This is a genomic window from Bradyrhizobium sp. TM102, assembly GCF_009176685.1.
In the GTDB taxonomy this organism is placed as follows: Bacteria; Pseudomonadota; Alphaproteobacteria; order Rhizobiales; family Xanthobacteraceae; genus Bradyrhizobium; species Bradyrhizobium ottawaense.
Window position 1 is genome coordinate 5076575 of the sequence record NZ_AP021855.1, and the last position, 19233, is coordinate 5095807.

Annotated in this window: 18 protein-coding genes; 15 read left to right on the forward strand and 3 right to left on the reverse strand. The window is 63.8% G+C overall.

The features are described 5' to 3' along the window. Nucleotides 1–18: 18 nt before the first annotated feature. Genes GDN70_RS24445 through GDN70_RS24455 form a run of 3 tightly spaced genes read left to right on the forward strand, consistent with a single transcriptional unit; the run spans nucleotide 19 to nucleotide 2445 of the window. Nucleotides 19–1614, forward strand: coding sequence for a HAMP domain-containing sensor histidine kinase (locus GDN70_RS24445; RefSeq protein WP_028145314.1), 1596 nt, complete (start codon nucleotides 19–21; stop codon nucleotides 1612–1614). A 44-nt stretch (nucleotides 1615–1658) separates the two neighbouring features. Next, nucleotides 1659–1862, forward strand: a complete 204-nt coding sequence (locus GDN70_RS24450) for a DUF1289 domain-containing protein (RefSeq protein WP_038971005.1) — start codon at nucleotides 1659–1661, stop codon at nucleotides 1860–1862. A 28-nt stretch (nucleotides 1863–1890) separates the two neighbouring features. Continuing rightward, nucleotides 1891–2445, forward strand: a complete 555-nt coding sequence (locus GDN70_RS24455; RefSeq protein WP_038946259.1) for a TIGR02281 family clan AA aspartic protease — start codon at nucleotides 1891–1893, stop codon at nucleotides 2443–2445. Between the two features lie 315 nt (nucleotides 2446–2760). On the opposite strand, the gene dusA is transcribed toward GDN70_RS24455, so the two are convergent. Beyond that, nucleotides 2761–3723: a tRNA dihydrouridine(20/20a) synthase DusA gene (dusA, locus tag GDN70_RS24460; protein WP_244625816.1), complete on the reverse strand. Its 963-nt coding sequence runs from the start codon at nucleotides 3721–3723 to the stop codon at nucleotides 2761–2763. Between the two features lie 390 nt (nucleotides 3724–4113). Here dusA and GDN70_RS24465 point away from each other — a divergent pair, with 390 nt between their 5' ends. Both GDN70_RS24465 and GDN70_RS24470 read left to right on the forward strand, forming a co-directional pair. Continuing rightward, entirely contained in the window at nucleotides 4114–4536 is a 423-nt protein-coding gene (locus GDN70_RS24465) for a hypothetical protein (protein WP_028145317.1), read from the forward strand. 21 nt (nucleotides 4537–4557) lie between these two features. After that, nucleotides 4558–5481: a catalase gene (locus GDN70_RS24470; RefSeq protein WP_038971008.1), complete on the forward strand. Its 924-nt coding sequence runs from the start codon at nucleotides 4558–4560 to the stop codon at nucleotides 5479–5481. An 8-nt stretch (nucleotides 5482–5489) separates the two neighbouring features. Here GDN70_RS24470 and GDN70_RS24475 read toward each other — a convergent pair whose 3' ends face one another. Continuing rightward, nucleotides 5490–6419, reverse strand: a complete 930-nt coding sequence (locus tag GDN70_RS24475; protein ID WP_028145319.1) for an AraC family transcriptional regulator — start codon at nucleotides 6417–6419, stop codon at nucleotides 5490–5492. 106 nt (nucleotides 6420–6525) lie between these two features. After that, nucleotides 6526–7452 carry an AraC family transcriptional regulator gene (locus tag GDN70_RS24480; protein WP_028145320.1) on the reverse strand — a complete coding sequence of 309 codons (927 nt, stop codon included), beginning with the start codon at nucleotides 7450–7452 and terminating at the stop codon, nucleotides 6526–6528. Nucleotides 7453–7894: 442 nt separating this feature from the next. On the opposite strand from GDN70_RS24480, the gene GDN70_RS24485 reads away from it, so the two are divergent. From GDN70_RS24485 to GDN70_RS24530, 10 genes are all read left to right on the forward strand, one after another. Further along, the gene (locus tag GDN70_RS24485; RefSeq protein ID WP_028145321.1) at nucleotides 7895–8848 is read left to right on the forward strand and encodes an AraC family transcriptional regulator; all 954 of its coding nucleotides are present in this window, start codon (nucleotides 7895–7897) and stop codon (nucleotides 8846–8848) included. A gap of 18 nt (nucleotides 8849–8866) precedes the next feature. Next, a complete protein-coding gene (locus tag GDN70_RS24490) occupies nucleotides 8867–9817 on the forward strand; it encodes an AraC family transcriptional regulator (RefSeq protein ID WP_028145322.1) in 951 nt (316 codons plus the stop codon). Between the two features lie 528 nt (nucleotides 9818–10345). Then, a complete protein-coding gene (locus tag GDN70_RS24495; RefSeq protein WP_152103132.1) occupies nucleotides 10346–11563 on the forward strand; it encodes an NAD(P)/FAD-dependent oxidoreductase in 1218 nt (405 codons plus the stop codon). A gap of 93 nt (nucleotides 11564–11656) precedes the next feature. Further along, the gene (locus tag GDN70_RS24500; protein WP_038946254.1) at nucleotides 11657–12568 is read left to right on the forward strand and encodes an MBL fold metallo-hydrolase; all 912 of its coding nucleotides are present in this window, start codon (nucleotides 11657–11659) and stop codon (nucleotides 12566–12568) included. A gap of 115 nt (nucleotides 12569–12683) precedes the next feature. Next, nucleotides 12684–13484: an acetoacetate decarboxylase gene (locus GDN70_RS24505; RefSeq protein ID WP_028145325.1), complete on the forward strand. Its 801-nt coding sequence runs from the start codon at nucleotides 12684–12686 to the stop codon at nucleotides 13482–13484. A 32-nt stretch (nucleotides 13485–13516) separates the two neighbouring features. Beyond that, complete coding sequence (locus GDN70_RS24510; protein WP_038946253.1) at nucleotides 13517–14692, forward strand: patatin-like phospholipase family protein; 1176 nt, start codon at nucleotides 13517–13519, stop codon at nucleotides 14690–14692. A 32-nt stretch (nucleotides 14693–14724) separates the two neighbouring features. Continuing rightward, complete coding sequence (locus GDN70_RS24515) at nucleotides 14725–15873, forward strand: HlyD family secretion protein (protein ID WP_028145327.1); 1149 nt, start codon at nucleotides 14725–14727, stop codon at nucleotides 15871–15873. Between the two features lie 42 nt (nucleotides 15874–15915). Next, complete coding sequence (locus GDN70_RS24520) at nucleotides 15916–17535, forward strand: MDR family MFS transporter (RefSeq protein WP_152103133.1); 1620 nt, start codon at nucleotides 15916–15918, stop codon at nucleotides 17533–17535. 80 nt (nucleotides 17536–17615) lie between these two features. Beyond that, nucleotides 17616–18398 (forward strand): 3-hydroxybutyrate dehydrogenase, encoded by a 783-nt coding sequence (locus GDN70_RS24525; protein WP_028145329.1) that lies wholly within the window; start codon nucleotides 17616–17618, stop codon nucleotides 18396–18398. 15 nt (nucleotides 18399–18413) lie between these two features. Then, on the forward strand, nucleotides 18414–19145 hold the full coding sequence (locus GDN70_RS24530) for a YoaK family protein (RefSeq protein WP_028145330.1): 732 nt from the start codon (nucleotides 18414–18416) through the stop codon (nucleotides 19143–19145). Nucleotides 19146–19233: the final 88 nt, after the last annotated feature.

Below are 19233 nucleotides of genomic sequence, written 5' to 3' on the forward strand. Positions count from 1 at the left end.
CAGGAATCGTGTTGCTTGATGAGTAACCCCGCTGAAAAGCCTGAGGTTGTGGAGCTTCCGGCCGAGCCGGTGAGCGCTCCATCGGCGAGCAGCCGAAGGGCTGCGGCGCAGCGGGTGCGCGAGGCGCGGGACAAGTTAACGTCGACCAGTGGAACCCGGCCGGCCTTCGACGCCGAGATGCTGCGCCAATACGCCCAGACGCGGCTGTCGGCTTCCTATGTCGTGATGCTGCTGGTGGTCGCGACCGGCGTGCTGTTCGGCCTGTGGATGCAGCCGATCCCGGCCGCGGCCTGGACCGCCGGCATGCTCTGCATCCACAGCGCCATGACCCGCAGTTGCCGGCGCTTCCTGACCGAGCCCGCCTCGCCCGCGGCGACGCGCGCCTGGCGGACGCGCTTCGTCGTGCTCGACCTGCTCTATGGCCTGTGCTGGATGGCGATCCTGATCCATCCCGTGCTCGACATGGTCACGGAATCGCTGATGATGTTCCTGATGCTGCTGGTGATCGCAGTGTCGAGCATGCTCGCCGCGAACTTGCCGATCGCAGCCCTTGCCGCCACCGCGCCGGTCGCGGTCGCCATGGCGCTGAGCTTCGTGATGACCGGCTCGCTGGACAATTACATTTTGGCCGCGCTCGCGCTCGCCGCCGAAGGCTATTTCGTGCTGCTGGCGCACCGCCTGCACTCTTCCACCTTCGCCACGCTGGAAGCGCGCGCCGAGAAGGACGCGCTGATCGGCGAGCTCGAACAGGCCAAGGCGATCTCGGACGAGGCCCGCCACCGCGCCGAATCCGCCAACGTCGCCAAGTCGCGCTTCCTCGCGCAGATGAGTCACGAGCTGCGGACGCCGCTGAACGCCATCCTCGGCTTCTCCGAGGTGATGAAGAGCGAGATCTTTGGCGCGCATGCGGTACCGGTGTACAAGGAGTACTCGGCGGACATCCATAATTCCGGCGTGCACCTGCTCAACCTCATCAACGAGATCCTCGACTTGTCGCGGATCGAGGCCGGCCGCTACGAGCTCAACGAAGAAGCGGTGTCGCTGGTCGGCATCGTCGCCGACTGCCATCACCTGATGAAGCTGCGCGCCTCCAGCCGCGGCATCACCATCCACGAAGTGTTCGAGCAGGCCATGCCGCGGCTGTGGGCCGACGAGCGCGCGATCCGCCAGGTCGTGCTCAACCTGCTCTCCAACTCGATCAAGTTCACTCCGCAAGGCGGCGAGATCTGGCTCAAGGCCGGCTGGACCGCCTCGGGCGGACAATATCTCTCGGTGCGGGATTCCGGCTCCGGCATTCCCGAGGACGAGATCCCGGTCGTGCTCGCCTCGTTCGGCCAGGGCTCCAACTCGATCAAGTCCGCCGAACAGGGCGCCGGTCTCGGCCTGCCGATCGCCAAGAATCTGATCGACCTGCATGGCGGCACGTTCACGCTGAAATCGAAGCTGCGCATCGGCACCGAGGTGATCGTCACCTTCCCGCCGGAGCGCGTGATGAGCGCGCTGGCGCCGCTGTCGGATGATTCCCCGCCGCTCCAGCCGGAGAGTTCCGTACTGCCCGAGGAGAAGCGCCGGCCGCGCCACAAGCCGATCATGAGCGCAGGTACAGGCTCCTAACCAGATGCTTGCAGACATGCCCGACAATCCCCCACTATGTCCGAATGAGCAAAGAAACGCCGTGCGTCGCCGTCTGCATGATCGATCCCAGGACCAAGCTGTGCTTCGGCTGCGGCCGGACCTTGCCCGAGATCGCGCGCTGGCACGCCATGGAAAGCGCGGACCGGCTCGCGGTCATGGCGCTGTTGCCGGCACGCATGACGGAAGCTGGACCGGCGCCGATCGCGGCATCGCCGAAACGCACCTGACCGGCCTGCTCGCCTGCGGAGGCGCGCGATGATCCGCTTCCTGCTCGTTCTCGTCATGCTTGCAGGCACGGCAGGCGCGGTCGTCGCCTATGGCGACCCCGAGCAGATCGCGCGCGCCAGCCACAAGGTCTCCCACATTTTTCGCGCGCAGACGGCAACGCCCGCTCCCGCCGTGCAGATCCCACGCGGCCAGGGCGGCGAATTCGCGCTGCGCGCGAAGATCAACGGCATCGCCGCGCCGATGGTGATCGATACCGGCGCGACGTCGGTGGTGCTGACCTGGGAAACCGCGAAAGCCATCGGGCTGCCGCTCGAGATGCTCGAATACGATGTCGACCTCGAAACCGCGGGCGGACATACCAAGGCAGCCCGCCTCACCCTCGACCGTCTCTCCGTCGGCCATCTCGTCGAAAAATCGGTGCCGGCCCTCGTCGTCCAGCGCGGGCAGATGAAGACCAATTTGCTCGGCATGAGCTTCCTCGACCGCCTGGAGAGCTGGGGGGTGCGCGCCGACAAGCTGATGCTGACCGGCTATCCCGAGCTTCAGAGCAGCCATCGCCGCTCGCGCACGGCGCTTGACTAGAGCATCCGCAAGAACCGCCGCGCGGGTGCCGACTGCCTCGCTTCACACGGGCCGTGACTCAATCCCTGCACCGCGCGTGCCTGCTTGTTGGTGCGGCCAACCCAAAAACGCGAAAACAACCCCATGCACAGTAGCCGAGGCTCGTCAGAACAAGGGCTTACGCGGGCCAACGATTGTCGCCTCTCAGGAGTCTTTTGACACGTCGGGCAAAACACCGGCACAACGGCAACATCGCACAATCCGCGAGCGTCTCTCGAGCGGTGGCGCGTCAACGCATCGACCTCTGAAACAACCCATCGGCCCGCAGGAACGGGGCTAGGCGGCCGCTTCTTCCGCCGGCGCACGCGCACCGACGCGCGCGATCGCATCGCGCAGCACCTCGAGGCCGGCGCCCGCCTTAACCCCCTGCTCGGCCAGATGGCGGCGGAAGGCCCGCGCGCCGGGCACGGCATGGAATGCGCCGACGAAATGCCGCGTGATCGCGTGCAGCCGCGTGCCGCGCGCAAGCTGCTGCTCGATATAGGGCATCATCGCCTCGAGCGCGTCCTGCACGGTCGCGTGCGGGCTCGCCTCGCCGAAGATCTCCCGATCGACGCCGAGCAGCCGCCACGGGTCCTGATAGGCGGCGCGGCCGAGCATCACGCCGTCGACATGTTCGAGATGCGCTCTCGCTTCGTCGAGGCCTCGAATGCCGCCGTTGATGATGACAGGCACGTCAGGCATCGCGCGCTTGAGCCGATAGACGCGCTCATAGTCGAGCGGCGGGATGTCGCGGTTCTCCTTCGGAGACAACCCGTTGAGCCAGGCCTTGCGGGCATGCACGATCAGTGCGTCGCAGCCGGAGGCGACCACCGCGCGCGCAAGCGCATCAAGGGCCACTTCCGGATCCTGGTCGTCGATGCCGATACGGCACTTCACCGTGACGGGAACCGCGACAGCCCGCTTCATCGCATCGACGCACCGCGCCACCAGCTCTGGCTCCGCCATCAGGCAGGCGCCAAAGCGGCCATCCTTCACGCGGTCCGACGGGCAGCCGACATTGAGATTGATCTCGTCGTAGCCGAACGCCTCGCCGATCCGCGCAGCCTGCGCCAGCTCGCGCGGATCCGAGCCGCCAAGCTGAAGCGCCACGGGATGTTCGCTCACGTCGAACCCAAGCAGCCGCTCCCGGTCGCCATGAATGACGGCGCCCGTCGTCACCATCTCCGTGTAGAGCAGCGCCCGCCGCGTCAGGTGGCGGTGGAACACCCGGCAGTGCCGGTCGCTCCAATCCATCATGGGGGCTACGGAAAAGCGATAATTTAGTGATTTCAATAGATTACCACATTTTCTTGCCGTTGCCTTCCGTTATACTATTTTCGCGAGAATAGTATAGCTGCCGATCCCATGTGATCGCCAAGCCGCCCGTAACCACGGCAATATATGCGATGTTGGACATTGCCCTCACTCCCAATCCATCCACGCCAGCGCGATGTGCCTGCGAGGCATCACTGCGACGCGTTGCCGTCATTGTGGGGCAATGGCTGCCGAAACAGCAGTGTCGATCAGTAGTGAATCGGATTTCGACACCCTATCGGCAACTGAAGAAACCGAACTCTCGCTCGGATCCATCGAGAGCCATTTGAGCTAGCGCGCGTCCAGCAGCGGCTATTTCGGCAAACTCCAGGAATGACCGGCAACGCTCGCGCAGCGCGGTTCCCGACCGCCAGCAACTGCCAGCAATCGCTCTACAATTGGGTCAATCGCTCTGGGGCAGCGGCGAGCCATTTCCCTACCATCACTGCGTCGACGTCAACCACGAAGGGACGCGTGATGATCTGGAAAAACCTCGTCAACCAATCTGCGACCCTTGCATCACGGCCGAAAGTCCTCACCGCCACCTTCATGTGCGCCCTGTCAGCGACGGTACGCTTCGCTTCCACGGCAGATGAAGCAACGAAGATTCCGCCGCAACCGGCGCACGCGCAAAATCCCCTGGCCTCGATCATGACCCGGGACGGCGTTCCGATCTTCTGCATGGGCTGGAGACCGAAGCCCACGCAGCCGCTGGTCTTTCAGCGCCCGCGAGGCTGCCGTGCCTGGCCGCTTTAGCAGGATGTCGGAGATATCGTCATGATCCGGGTCCCAACCGGTGGCGCCACGCCCGCGTCCATCGTCGACACGCTGAAAGCGATGGCCGGCGCCTCTCCAAAGGCACGTGCCAGATTCGCCAAAGGCCGCTGCGTCCGGGGCACCTATATTCCGTCGGACCGGGCTGAAGAAGTTACGAAGTCCCGGAGCTTCACGGGCGCGTCGCGCGTGGTGGCGCGCTTCGCGGTAGACGGCAATTCGCGCATGCCGGATACGGACAATCCCGTGCTGCGCGGCTTCAGCTTCAGGCTTGGGGATGTCGACCATCGTTCCGACATCCTCACACAGAGCGCTCCCGTTCACTATGCGAGGACACTTGCACAAATGCTGGCGTACCTGAAGGTGCGCGTTCCCACCCCAGACGGACGGCCCGATCCGGATAAATTCGAGGCGTTCTCCACTGCCAATCCCGAGACCCTGCATCAGGCAAGCTACATGGCCGCCCATCCGCTTCCCGCAAGTTTTGCCGACACCACCTACTGGGCCGTCCACTCCTTTCCGGCGACAAACGGGCGTGACGAGACACAGTTCATCAAGTTCAAGATCGTCCCGGTCGGCAACCGGGCTGCGCCGACCGAAGACGTAGCCGAAACAAAGCCTGGAGCCTTCCTGCACGATGATCTGCAAAGCAGGATCGCAGCACGCGATATCCGGTTCAGCCTGATGGCGGTGCTCGGCCGTCCCGGCGACCCGATCCTGGACGTCACGACTCGATGGCCGGATGAGGACCAAAGGGAGACGGTGCGCCTCGGCACGATCGTGATCACCGCAATCGAAGCGAACGAAGTGTGCGACGCATTGGCCTTCGATCCGGCAGCCCTCGCTGAAGGCATCGGTTATCCACCCGATGAGATCTTCGCGGCACGCCGCGCCGCCTACGCGACGTCGCTGGCGCAACGCCGGTGATCGAATGATCAGCTTTCGCTATCCTCGGTGCCCTGCACTTCACGGCGCCATGCCGCTGGACTGGCGCCGACCTGGGCCGAAAACACTTTTGTAAGGTGGCTTTGATTGGCGAACCCAGCCGAAATCGCAATTTCGGACAGCGACAGATCTCGCGCGGTCATCAACTGCTTGGCCGCTTCGACACGCCGGCGAAGCAGCCATTGGTGCGGCGGCAGGCCGGTCGAAATTCGAAACGCGCGCGAGAAATGACTGACCGAGAGGCCAAACTCGGCAGCGATCAGTTGCAATGGAAGCATCCCGCCGAGGTCCGAGTCGAGCCTTTCGCAGGCGCGCTGTACCTGCCAAGGAGCAAGACCGCTCCGGGGCACCCGAGCGCGCCATCGCAACCCGCCAAAGGCCTGCGCAGCGTGTGTGGTAAAAGCGAGCATAATGTAGTCTATGAAGAGCTGGTTGGTCTCAGTTGGCCGGCGCAACGCTTGCAGTAGCGTCCCGCCAATATGACGCATGACTTGGTCGTCGTGGCCGACGCCGAGCTGAGAAGGCAGATCACCCACGCGCGGTGCGCCGGACTGTTCAGCGATACCGTCGAGCGCAAAGCGCGGAAGATAAAAATGGAGCGAGTGGAACGGTTTGTTGATGATGAAACGCGGATCCTTCTTCATGTCGTACAGATAGGTCGCGCCCGCACGAATATCGGCCTTGACGGCGTTGCCATGCTCCCAAATCTCGCAGTTCGGGTAGTCGTTGAGCTTTAGGCTTACAACATACGCATCCTGAAGACCCATCTCGCCGGAGGGGCGTGGCACGGGCGCATCAACACGAGTCTCAGTGACGGCGATCTCGGCGTTGCGCAGCGAACGCGTGATCAACGAAACCGGTTCTTGCTCCAGGTGCAAGAACCGCTTCACGGTCTGACCGTAGAAACCTGACGATTTCATATGCACCGCCTCCTTGAGTGGAGTTGCACGGAACACCTGATCGGGATCGACCAAAGGTCATGACCATTGCGATGAGTACGAAACAGCCGTCTGGGGCTGTCCGTGATCACATATCATCTTCGGAGCCGCCAGCGGCCTCGCGACGCCATGCCGCCGGACTGATGCCGACCTGCACCGAAAACACTTTCGTAAAGTGACTTTGATTAGCGAACCCGGCTGAGATCGCAATTTCGGACAGCGACAGGTCTCGTGCGGTCATCAACTGCTTGGCCGCGTTCACCCGCTGACGCAGCAGCCATTGGTGCGGCGGCAGGCCGGTCGAGATTCGGAACGCGCGCGAGAAATGACTGACCGAGAGTCCGAACTCGGCCGCGATCAATTGCAATGATAGCCTCCCACCAAGGTCTGAGTCGAGCCGTTCGCAGGCTCGCTTTACCTGCCACGGGGCAAGACCCCCGCGAGCGGGTCCGGCAGTGCTTTGCAGCCCGCCATAGGCCTGCGCGATGTGCGCGGTGAACGCCAGCATCATGTGATCGATGAAAAGCTGGTTGGCCTCTGCCGGCCGACTCAGTGCTTCCAACAGCACTGCCCCAATATGACGCATGACCTGGTCGTCATGGCCGAAGCCAAACTGACAGGCGAGGTCACCGCGCGGGACACGGGATTCTCTGGCGATGCCGTCGAGCGCTGAACGCGGAAGATAGAAGTGCAGGGAATGAAACGGCTTGTCGATGATATAGCCCGGATCGCTCCGGAGATCGTACAGATACGTGGTACCGGCTTTGACATCCGTCTTCATGACGCACTTGCCATGATCCCAGAGTTCGCAGTCCGGATAATCCTGAAGCTTCAGACTGACGAAATAGGCCTCATCCGCCGCTGAACCGGAACGGCCTGGCACGGGATTATCATTCCGGGTTTCGGTGGCCGCGAGTTCGATGCCGCGCAGCGAACGCGTGATCAGCGAGGGCGGCGTATCCGTCAGGTGTAACTGCTGTCTGACCCTCTGTCCGAAGGTGCTCGCCTGTGCCATTTCGACCGGCCCGTCCGAAGTTGACCAGGCAGCTCGTCTCACCGCCACCCGTCATGTCGGCACGCATTATCCGGTATCGGAGTGCGGAGGTCTAGGTCGCGGTGAACGTCGACCGTGATTGTGATCGTCGGCCGCCTTAATTGTCACAAAGTAATTTTTCGAAGTGATTTCAATACCCATCGCGTTCGATGGCAACCTTGCCATTGGCGTCAATCGGAACTCCAGCCGATCACGAAATGCGGCGCGGAGCGCTTTGAGCAGAATCAGACAAATCGCGGCCGCTTTGGGAAAGACCCCGTAATACCACGCGCCTAGATCGCGCAGCGAGAGTTCGCGGCGCCTCGCGGATCAATTCGGGCATACGGAAGCAATGGCTTCACACCGGCCCGCAAGTCGCCCCAGGCGACGCCAGCGCAAGTCCCCCTCCGAAGGGAGCACCCCAATGAGCGAGCCGATCTCGCACGATTCCGCGCATGAGAATCCTTCGGCCGCGTCCGGCGAGCGTCAGGGCCGATCGACGAGCGCCGAACAGCGTTCCGCCGACGCGGAGATGGCGCGCGTCCTCCACACCGAACCGATCCGCATGGCGTTGGACCCCTCTGGAGCCGCAATTGCGCACTGGAAGCATGATCCGTTGCACGATGTCGTCGAGCCCATGAGCGACCACGTCATCATGGCTTACAATGGCAGGGTGCAGCACGTGGAGCGGCGCTCGGGAAAATCGCTTTCGAAGGGAACGTTCCGTCCCGGAGCCGTGATCATCATTCCGGAAGGATCGAGTTCGCGGTGGGATATTCCGAAACCCGTGGATGTCGTTCAGCTCTACCTCCCGACCACAACGCTCGCGCGCGTGGCCCGCGAAGCCGACGCGACCACTGTGGTCGATCTCCGGGAGCGAACCGGGCATCCCGACCCCGTTACATCCCGACTACTCCTGAGCGCGGCCGACGGGCTGGAGGGCAACTCCGCTCTCGATACGCTGTTCAGGCATCAGCTCATCGACCTGCTCGCGACGCGCCTGCTGGCCGCGCACACCGCTTCGCCCACCGCGTTCCAGCCGATCATCGGCGGGCTTTCGCCGAATGTCCTGCTTCGCGCCATCGAACGCTTGCGTTCGGATAGCGACGCCGACGTCTCGCTTGCAGCTCTCGCTTCGGATGCCGGCCTGTCGCGCTCGCACTTCTGTCGCGCCTTCAAGGAAAGTACCGGGCTCTCTCCTCACGCATGGCTGCGGCAATATCGCCTCGAGCAAGCCATGAACATGCTGCGCGACACCGACACATCCATCGTGTCGGTGGCGGCCGAGCTTGGCTATGCCTCGCAGACGGCATTCGCGGCCGCCTTCAGGCGGTTGACCGGAGAAACTCCGACCGATTGGCGACGAGGCGCGCGGTAGCAACGCAAGGATAGTTTCATGAAGAAACCGATCGTGAACGATCCCCTGGAGGCTCTGCTTGGCGCAGCCGGTGCGCACCAGGACGGTTGGCCGGCCGCCCAGCGGCGCGCTGCCGAAGTCGAGATGGCGCGTGTGCTCAAGACGGCGCCGGTACAGATGGCTTCAGACCCTGCCAACGGCGCCATCGCGCATTGGAAGCACGGGGCGTTGCACGACGTGGTCGAGCCCATGGCCGACCATGTCATCATGGCTTACCCCACGGGCGTTCAGCGTCTGGAGCGGCGCAGCGGGAAATCGCTGGCAACTGGAACGGCGCGTCCCGGAGTCGTGACGATCATTCCGGCGGGTTCAAGCTCGAAATGGGATATTCCCGGCCCCGTCGATGTCATCCAGCTCTATCTTCCGCGCACCACGCTCGAACGCGTAGCCCGCGAAGCCGACGCATCCGCTCCCGGCGAACTGCTGGAACGGACGGGGCATCCCGACGCCATCACATCCAGCTTGCTGATGAGCGCAGCGGATGTACTCGACGGCAATTCGTCCCTTGATGCCCTGTTCAGGCAGCAGCTGACGGATCTGCTGGCCACGCGTCTGCTGGCTGCGCATACCGGCACAGCCGTCACGTTCGAGCCGGCCGTGGGTGGGCTGTCGCCCCATGCGCTCCGCCGAACGATCGAACGCCTGCGCTCGGGCAACGATGCTGACGTTTCGCTGGCGGCGCTCGCATCGGATGCCGGCCTGTCGCGCTTCCACTTCTGTCGCGCCTTCAAGGATAGCACCGGGCTTTCACCGCACGCCTGGCTGCGCCAGCAGCGACTCGAGCGGGCCATGAACATGCTGCGCGATACCGACGCATCGATCGAGCTGGTGGCCGCAGAGCTCGGTTATGCTTCGCAAACTGCTTTCACGGCAGCGTTCAAGAAGCTGACGGGTAATACCCCGAGCGATTGGCGCCGGCGCATCCGGTAACAGCAATCTCTCTGCAACCGCGTCAATCGCGCTGGCGCGGTCACAACTCCGATCCCGTAGATTTGCGGTATCGAACATCGACAACGGACGGAGACGAACAATGGCCTGGAAGCACTGTGTCGCCCTCCTTGCAATCGTACCGCGACGGAAGGTCGTTGCGACCGCGCTGGTGTACGGACTGTCACTCAGCGTGCGCTTCACTTCAGCTACGGGCGAGGAAGTTGAAATTCCGACACTGCCCGCAACGTCGATCGTAACCAGAGATGGCGCCCCTGTTTTGCGCGACGGCTGGCCGTTGAGGGCCAGCGAACCGATCACCCTTCAGCTCGCCCGGGCGTCGCGCGGCTGTCAGGCTTCCTGCGAACGTCCAACGATACTAGCGCCGGACTGCAGCGCTCCGTAAGCGCCCGACAATTTTCGTTTCACGTATTCGCGTCGTCACCGATCGCTACGAGCCATCCCCGGATGCGGGAGCGGCAACGGTGACGCGCGCGTAGGTTCGAGAAGTCAAACCAGAGGAGTAACGACATGCGACTTGTCATCATTGGCGCCGGCTTCGCCGGCATGTACGCCGCACTTTCCGCCGCCCGCCTGCGCGACATCCAGGGCGTTTCGCCCGAACAGCTCGAGATCGCGCTGGTTTCGCCCGAGCCGACGCTCGTGGTCCGCCCGCGGCTCTACGAATCGAAGCCCGAGACCTTGACCGCGCCGCTGCTGGGTGTGCTCAAGGCCATCGACGTCGTCTATGTGCAAGGCAGCGCAGAGACGATCGACACCCAGTCGCGCGTGGTGGGAATCGTCGCCGCCGAGGGTGTGAAGAAGAGCCTGTCCTATGACCGGCTGGTGGTGGCGACCGGCAGTCGGCTGGCGCGTCCTGATATTCCGGGCCTTGCCGAACATGGTTTCAGCGTCGACCAGCTCGACGACGCGATTGCCCTCGACCGGCATCTGCATGGCCTGGCTGACCGGCCGGCATTGAACGGGCGCGACACCGTCGTCGTGGCCGGCGGCGGGTTCACCGGCATCGAGGCGGCAACCGAGTTGCCGACGCGGCTTCGCGCTATTTTCGGCAAGCGCGTCAAGCCGCGCGTCATCATCGTCGACCGAAACAGCGCTATCGCTCCCGCCATGGGTGAACGCCCCCGCCCCGTCATTGAGGACGCCCTGCACAAGCGCGGCGTGGAGACCCGGCTCGGCGTCGGTGTCGCCTCGCTCGATAAATCGGGCGTTACGCTGACCTCAGGCGAACACATCGAGACCGAGACCGTGATCTGGGCGGCCGGCATTCGCGCAGCTCCGTTGACCGCACAAGTCCCCGCCGAGCGCGACAATTCCGGCCGGCTGCTGGTCGACCGTGATTTGCGCGTGCCGTCGGTACCCGGCGTCTTTGCCACCGGCGATGCCGCCCGCGCCGCCTGCGACGATGACGGTAATTTCGCGCTGATGTCGTGCCAGCACGCCACGCGAATGGGCGCCTTTGCCGGCCACAACGCCGCCGCAGAACTGCTCGGCGTTCCGACCAAACGCTACCACCAGGAGAAATACGTTACCTGCCTCGACCTCGGCGAAGCCGACGCGGTGTTCACCCGCGGCTGGGAGCGCGAGGTGACGATGGTCGGCGATACCGCCAAGAAAACCAAGCAGGAGATCAACACCGTCTGGATCTATCCGCCGAAGGCCGAACGCGCCGCCGCCCTCGCCTCGGCCGATCCGGAGCGTGTGGGCGATGTAAGCGGCTTCTTCTAGCCCGCGACGTGAAGCAGGCCGCGCTCCGCGCTGGCTGCGCGGCCTGCCCAAACAAGACCTGCCAGCACCCAGCCACTTAACAGGAGAGAAAACATGAACCTGCACGATCCCTCATACACCGGCAACAAGGTGCCCGATGAATTGGTCCCGTCGCGCTACGCGCTGCGGATCGGCGAGATTGACGTGATGGTGGTCAGCGACGGCGTGCTGACGCTGCCGGGCGCGATGTTGGCCCACAACGCTGCGCCGGCCGTCCGCGAGGCCTGGCTGAAAGAAAATTTTCTGCCACCGGACGCTTTCGATTGGGCACTCAACGTGGTCGTGGTGCGGAGCGGCGGCCGGACCATCCTCATCGACGCCGGCATGGGGGCGGAATTTCCGCTGCCCCGGGCCGGGCAATTGATCCATCGGCTGGAGGCCGCCGGTATCGATCTCGCCTCCGTGACCGACGTAGTGCTCACCCACATGCACATGGACCATGTCGGCGGGCTGCTTGTCGACGGCGTGAAGCAGCAACTGCGTCCGGACCTGCAGATCCACGTCGCGGCCGCCGAGGTCAAGTTCTGGGAGTCGCCCGATTTCTCCCACGTCTCGATGCCGGACGGCTTCCCGGATGCGCTTCGCGCCACGGCCAAACGGTTCACGAAAGAATACCGCAGCCAGCTTCGGCTCTTCGAGGATGAGCACGAAGTGGCGCCGGGCGTGGTCATCCACCGCACCGGCGGTCACACCCCCGGGCACAGCATCGTTCGCCTGACGTCCGGCGGCGACCGGCTGACATTCGCCGGCGACCTCGTGTTCGCGGTCGGGTTCGAACACCCCGACTGGCACAACGGCTTCGAACACTACCCCGAGGAAGCCGCCCGTGCGCGTACCAGCCTTTTGCGAGAGCTGGCGGAGACCGGCGGACTGCTGGTCGCCACGCACATGCCGTTCCCGTCCGTCGGCCATGTGGCCACAGCGGGCGATGCGTTTCGTTGGGTGCCGGCCTTCTGGGATTACTGATCGCTTGTCGGGTTAGTGCCGGCAAGCGCGCAGCAAGCGCTCATCCGATACGGGCCGTGTCTTCCGCGCCAGAGCGCGGCCCGCTCAACATCGATCAACCTGGAGCTCGACCGCGATGAAACATGAGACCGTGCGAACGAAGGCCTTCGCCATGCCGCTGACGAACCCGGCTTTTCCACCCGGCCCCTACCGCTTCGTCAACCGCGAGTACTTCATCATCCAGTATCAGACCGATCCCGAGGCGCTGCGCCGGATCGTGCCCGAGCCGCTCGAACTCACCGAGCCGGTGGTGAATTACGAATTCATCCGCATGCCCGACTCGACCGGCTTCGGCGACTACACCGAAAGCGGTCAGGTCATCCCGGTGTCCTACCGGGGTGAGACCGGCAGCTTCACCCATCAGATGTTTCTCAACGATCATCCGCCGATCGCCGGCGGACGCGAATTGTGGGGCTTTCCCAAGAAGCTGGCGCAACCAAAGCTCGCGGTCGAGATCGACACGCTGGTCGGCACCTTGAACTATGGCTCGGTGCGGATCGCGACCGGCACCATGGGCTACAAGCACCGCGCGCTCGACACCGCGATCGAAGCCGGCAAGCTCGCCGCACCCAATTTCCTGCTCAAGATCATCCCGCATGTCGAGGGCACCCCGCGCATCTGCGAGCTGGTCCGCTACCACCTCGAAGACATCACGGTAAAGGGCGCATGGACCGGACCCGCGGCACTGGACCTGTATTCGCATGCCTTGGCTCCCGTCGCCGAGTTGCCGGTTCTCCAGGTGCTGTCGGCCAAGCACATCGTTGCCGACCTGACGCTTGGGCTAGGCACGGTGGTCCACGACTACCTGGCATCTGGCGCTGCCGCACGTCGACGCGGGAGCGGGTCCGAAATCCTGATCGAAGCGAATGCCGGGTGATCGGGTCAACCGCAATGCAGGGAGTATTGGCCATGTTGAACGTGATACGCGAGCAGATCAGTCCGGCGACGCAGCAAACCAGACCGCTGCCCTACGATGTCGTAGCTCTCGTGCTGCAAGGCGGCGGCGCGCTCGGGGCCTACCAGGCCGGAGTCTATGAGGGTCTGCACGAGGCTGGCATCCGGCCGAACTGGCTGGCCGGCATCTCAATCGGCGCCCTCAACGCCGCCGTCATCGCCGGCTCGCCCGAAGGCGAACGGGTGCAGCGGCTGCGCGAATTCTGGGAGACCATCTGCGCCTTCTCGATCGAGTGGCCCGCCGGCGAAGGGCTCGCCAATGCCTTGCCCTTTGCGTTCGACATCAGCTCGGTGCGCAACGCGCTGGCGGCAACGCGGGCGCTGGTGCAAGGCCAGCCCGGCTTCTACAAGCCGCGGTTCCCGTCGCCGCTCTGGTCCCCGTTCTCAGGCGATGCGGCGACTAGCTTCTACGACACCGCACCGTTGCAGCAGACGCTGGAGCGACTGGTCGACTTCGACCGCCTGAACTCGGGTGAAACGCGCGTCAGCGTCGGCGCGGTCAATGTCCGCACCGGCAACCTGACTTATTTCGACACCGCCGAACGCCGGCTGGGAGCGAAGCATTTCATGGCTTCCGGCGCACTTCCTCCGGGATTCCCCGCCGTTGAAATCGACGGCGAGCACTACTGGGACGGTGGCGTCGTTTCCAACACACCCCTCTCCCGCGTGCTGTCCGGCGAGCCGCGCGACACGCTGACATTCCAGATCGATCTCTGGTCGGCGATGGGTCGCGTTCCCCACGACATGATGGAAGTGTCGAGCCGGCAGAAAGACATTCAATATTCCAGCCGGACGCGCGCCATTACCGATCACATGACGCGGATGCAGAAAATGCGTCAGGCGCTGCAACGGACGATGGAGAAATTGCCGGCCAGCGCAAAGGACGATCCGGAAATCCGGGCGATTGCCGATCTGGCCCGTCATCGCTCCTACAACATCATCCACCTGATCTACCAGTCCAAGATCTACGAGGGACATTCCAGGGACTACGAGTTCGGGTTGAGTGCGATGCGCACGCATTGGCAGAGCGGGCTGGATGACATCCGCCGCACGCTGGCCGAGCCGCAACGCCTCGACCGGCCGGCCCACGAACTCGGCATGGTCACCCACGACGTCCATCGCCGCGACTGAGCTTCAACGCCCTCCAGATTTGGGAGAACGCCATGTCCACACTTGCCTATACCGAGGAACAAAAAGCCAAAATCAGCCTTCGCCCCTCACGGCAAGCGATCAAACGTGCCGCCCTGGCGCTGGCGGCGGCGCTCGGGGTCGCAGCCGGAGCCGATTTCGGCCACTACTACCTCACCACCGGCCGCTATCTGGAAACCACCGACGACGCCTATGTCAAAGCCGACTCGACCATCATCGCGCCGAAGGTCTCCGGCTACATCGCGCAGGTGCTGGTAAGCGATAACCAGCCGGTGACGGCCGGCCAGTTGCTGGCGAAAATCGACGATCGCGATTTTCGCGCGGCGCTCCGCCAGGCCGACGCCGACGTTGCGGCGGGCGAAGCCGCCGTCCGCAATCTCGATGCACAGCTCGCCCTGCAGCAGCCAATCATCGAACAAGGTATCGCCGATATCGCCGCCGCTGAAGCCAACCTGAAGTTCGCACAGGAAGAGCAGGCGCGCTACGACGGCTTGATGAAGACCGGCTCCGGCACGGTGCAGCGCGCCCAGCAAACCGATGCGGCGCTGCGTGCCAGCAACGCGCAATGGCAGCACGCGAAGTCCGGCCTGCTGGCAGCCGAACGCAGGGTCGATGTCCTCACCACCCAGCGGGCGCAGGCGATCGCGCAGCGCGACCGCGCGGCTGCGATGGAGCAGCAGGCGGCGCTAAATCTTTCCTACACCGCCGTCACCGCGCCGGTCGACGGCACAGTCGGCGCGCGCTCGCTGCGGGTCGGTCAATTCGTGCAGGCCGGCACACAGTTGATGGCGGTGGTGCCGCTCGACGCCGTGTATGTCGTCGCCAATTTCAAGGAGACCCAGCTCACCCATGTGCGCAACGGCCAGCCGGTGGAGCTCAAAATCGACAGCTTCCACTCGACCCGGCTCAAGGGCCATGTCGATAGCCTCTCGCCGGCCAGCGGCCTCGAGTTCGCACTGCTGCCACCCGACAACGCCACCGGCAACTTCACCAAGATCGTGCAGCGCGTGCCGGTGAAGATCGTGCTCGACGATCACAACCTGAAGGGCCTGCTGCGGCCGGGCATGTCGGCCGAGCCGACCGTCGACACCAAGGCAACGGTCGTCACCGAGCGTGAAGCCGGGAAGCGCCTCGCCTCGCGGGCCGCCGGGCCCCGCAGTTGAACGGCGCCGATCGCCCGCCCCTCGCATCCGACGAGAACCATCATGACCACATTGCAAACCGCCAATAACGGCGTTCCCGCCAGCGATCCCCGGCTCGCCGCCGAAGCCCCGAAGGCTCCTGCCGTCTCCGCAAAAACCTGGATCGCAGTGGGCGGCGCCACGCTCGGCGCCTTCATGGCGGTACTGAACATCCAGATCGTCAACGCCTCACTCGCCGACATCCAGGGCGCGATCGGTGCTGGAACCGACGACGGCGGCTGGATCTCGACCTCGTATCTGATCGCCGAGATCGTGGTAATCCCGCTCTCCGGCTGGCTTGCCCAGGTGTTCTCGATCCGGGTGTATCTTCTCACCAACGCGGTCCTGTTTCTGCTGTTCTCGGCGGCCTGCGCACTGGCGCAAAACCTGCCGCAGATGATTGTGCTGCGTTCCGTGCAGGGGTTTACCGGCGGCGTGCTGATCCCGATGGCGTTCACGCTCATCATCACGCTGCTGCCAAAGGCGAAGCAGCCGATCGGGCTCGCGTTGTTTGCGATCTCAGCGACATTCGCCCCCGCGATCGGCCCCACGATCGGCGGGTATCTCACCGAGAACTGGGGCTGGGAATATATTTTCTACGTCAACCTGGTGCCCGGCGCGGCGATGATTGCGATGCTGTGGTTCTCCCTGGAGCCAGCACCGATGAATGTGTCGCTGCTTCGCGAAGGCGACTGGCCGGGCATCGTTACCATGTCGATCGGCCTGTCCGCGCTTCAGACGGTGCTGGAAGAGGGCAACAAGGACGACTGGTTGGGCTCGCCCTTCATCGTCAAGATGTCGGTTATCGCCACGGTTGCGCTGTCAGCCTTCCTATGGATCGAGCTGACCGCCAGCAAGCCGCTGTTGAATCTGCGCCTGCTGGCTCGTCGCAACTTCGGCTTCGGTATCCTCGCCAACTTCCTGCTCGGCATCGCGCTGTACGGTTCGGTGTTTATCCTGCCGGTCTATCTGTCGCGTATCCAGGGCTACAACGCCGAGCAGATCGGCATGGTGCTGGCATGGACCGGCTTGCCGCAATTGCTGTTCATCCCGCTGGTGCCGCAACTGATGCGGCGCTTCGACGCCCGAATCATCATCGGTGCCGGCTTCGCGCTGTTCGCGGTTTCCAATTTCATGAACATCCACATGACCAATGACTACGCCACCGACCAGTTGTTCTGGCCCAACGTCGTTCGTGCCGTAGGTCAGGCCTTCGTGTTCGCGCCGCTATCGGCGGTCGCTACTGCGGGCATCGAGGCAGAGAACGCCGGCTCGGCCTCGGGCCTATTCAACATGATACGTAACCTCGGCGGCGCCGTCGGCATCGCCCTGTTGCAGACATTGCTCACCAAGCGCGAACAGTATCACTCCAACGTGTTGATGCAGTCGGTTTCCATGCTCGAGCAGGCGACTCAGGCAAGAGTTGAGAAGCTGACACAGTATTTCATCAGCCACGGCGTGATCGATCGCAGCGATGCCGCGCACCGCGCCTATGTCGCGATCGGCAAGATCGTGCAGAAGCAGGCGTTCATCCTCGCCTTCAGCGACATGTTTTTCCTGCTCGGTGCCGCGCTCGTCGTAGCACTCGCAGCTTCCATGATGCTGAAGAAGCCCGGCCAGCTCAGTGCCGGCGGCGCCCACTGATCATTCGTTCCAACCGCACCCAAGGGAGCACGACCATGAACCCCCGCATCAACTTCGACCAGGCGACCAAAGGAATTCCCATGTTAAAGGACAAGGTGGCCATCGTCACCGGTTCGACCAGCGGCATCGGGCTGGGAATCGCGAAGGAGCTGGCCCGGCTCGGCGCCAACCTGGTGTTGAATGGCTTCGGCGACGCAAGCGAGATCGAGACGATCCGCCAAGGGATCGAAGGCGAACACGGTGTCCGGGCCGTCTATGACGGCGCCGACATGTCGAAAGCCGAAGCCGTACGCGGATTGATCACCGCGACGATCGAGAAATTCGGTCGCCTCGACATACTCGTGAACAATGCCGGCATCCAGTTCACCGCTCCGGTTGATGAGTTCCCAATTGCCAAGTGGGATGCGATCCTCGGAATCAATCTGTCGGCGGCGTTCCACGGCATTGCGACAGCAGTACCTCAGATGAAAAAGCAGCGTTGGGGACGGATCGTCAACATCGCCTCCACCCACGGCCTCGTCGCTTCGACCCACAAGGCCGCCTACGTCGCCGCCAAGCACGGGCTGGTCGGCCTGACCAAGGTGGTCGGGCTTGAGACGGCCGGAAGCGGCGTTACCTGCAATGCGGTCTGCCCCGGCTGGGTGCGTACGCCGCTGGTCGAAAAGCAGATCGGCGACATGGCCGCGCAACGCGGCATCAGTCAACAGCAAGCCGTCGAGGAGTTGCTGTCGGAAAAGCAACCGTCTCTCGATTTTGCGTCCCCGGAGCAACTCGGAGGCACCGTCGCCTTTCTGTGTTCGCCGGCGGCAGACCAGATCACGGGAACAACGATCTCCGTCGATGGCGGCTGGACCGCGCAATAGCCGGAGCGGCCAAAGATGTCCATGCTCGCGAGCGACTCCCGCACCTTCGCAAGGACACCGGATTCGGCGGATGACGCAGCGGAGCTGTCGCGCCTGGAGGCGCGGCTGCCGCTGTTGCTCAGCATGATCGCCGGAATGGTCGATGCCACCGGCTTCTTCACCCTGGGTCATGTCTTCACGGCGCATGTGACCGGCAATATCGTGCTGGCCGCCGGCGTCGCCGTGGAGGGCGGCTCGTTTCACTGGGCGCAGTTGTTGGCCATTCCTGTCTTCATGCTGGCGTTGGGGAGCGTCTGGCTGGTCGCGCAGGCTTCGCGCCGGCGCGGTCCGAGCCTGGCGCGACTGTTGCTCCTGGTTCAATTCCTGCTTCTGGTCGCACTCCTGATCTTTTGCGTCATCACCAAGGCATCGGCCGATCCGGTGGGATTGCTGGCCGGCACGGCCGCCATGATCGCGGTGTCGGCCATGGCCTGCCAGTACGCCCTGCTCCGCCTGGCGGTGCCCGGCGCGATCTCGACCGCGGTGATGACCGGCAATCTGGCCAACGCGGTCCTGTCAGCGATGGACTTGCTGACAGACCGACATCCGCTACTGCCGCACGATTCAACCCCGCTGAATCGTTCGCTGGGTCGCTTGTTCGGGTTCCTGCTCGGATGTGTCGTCGCCGCGGCAGCAGCTTCATTGGCGGCAGACTGGGCCTGGTCCCTTCCGGCAGCACTGGCTGCTGTTGCGATAGCTGTACGGTAAGCCAGTTAGCTCCTTCCGGGTGACTGTTACTAAGCGCGGAAGCACCTGCGCCGGGAGACTTGAAGGGCCGCGCTCAAATGGCGCCGCG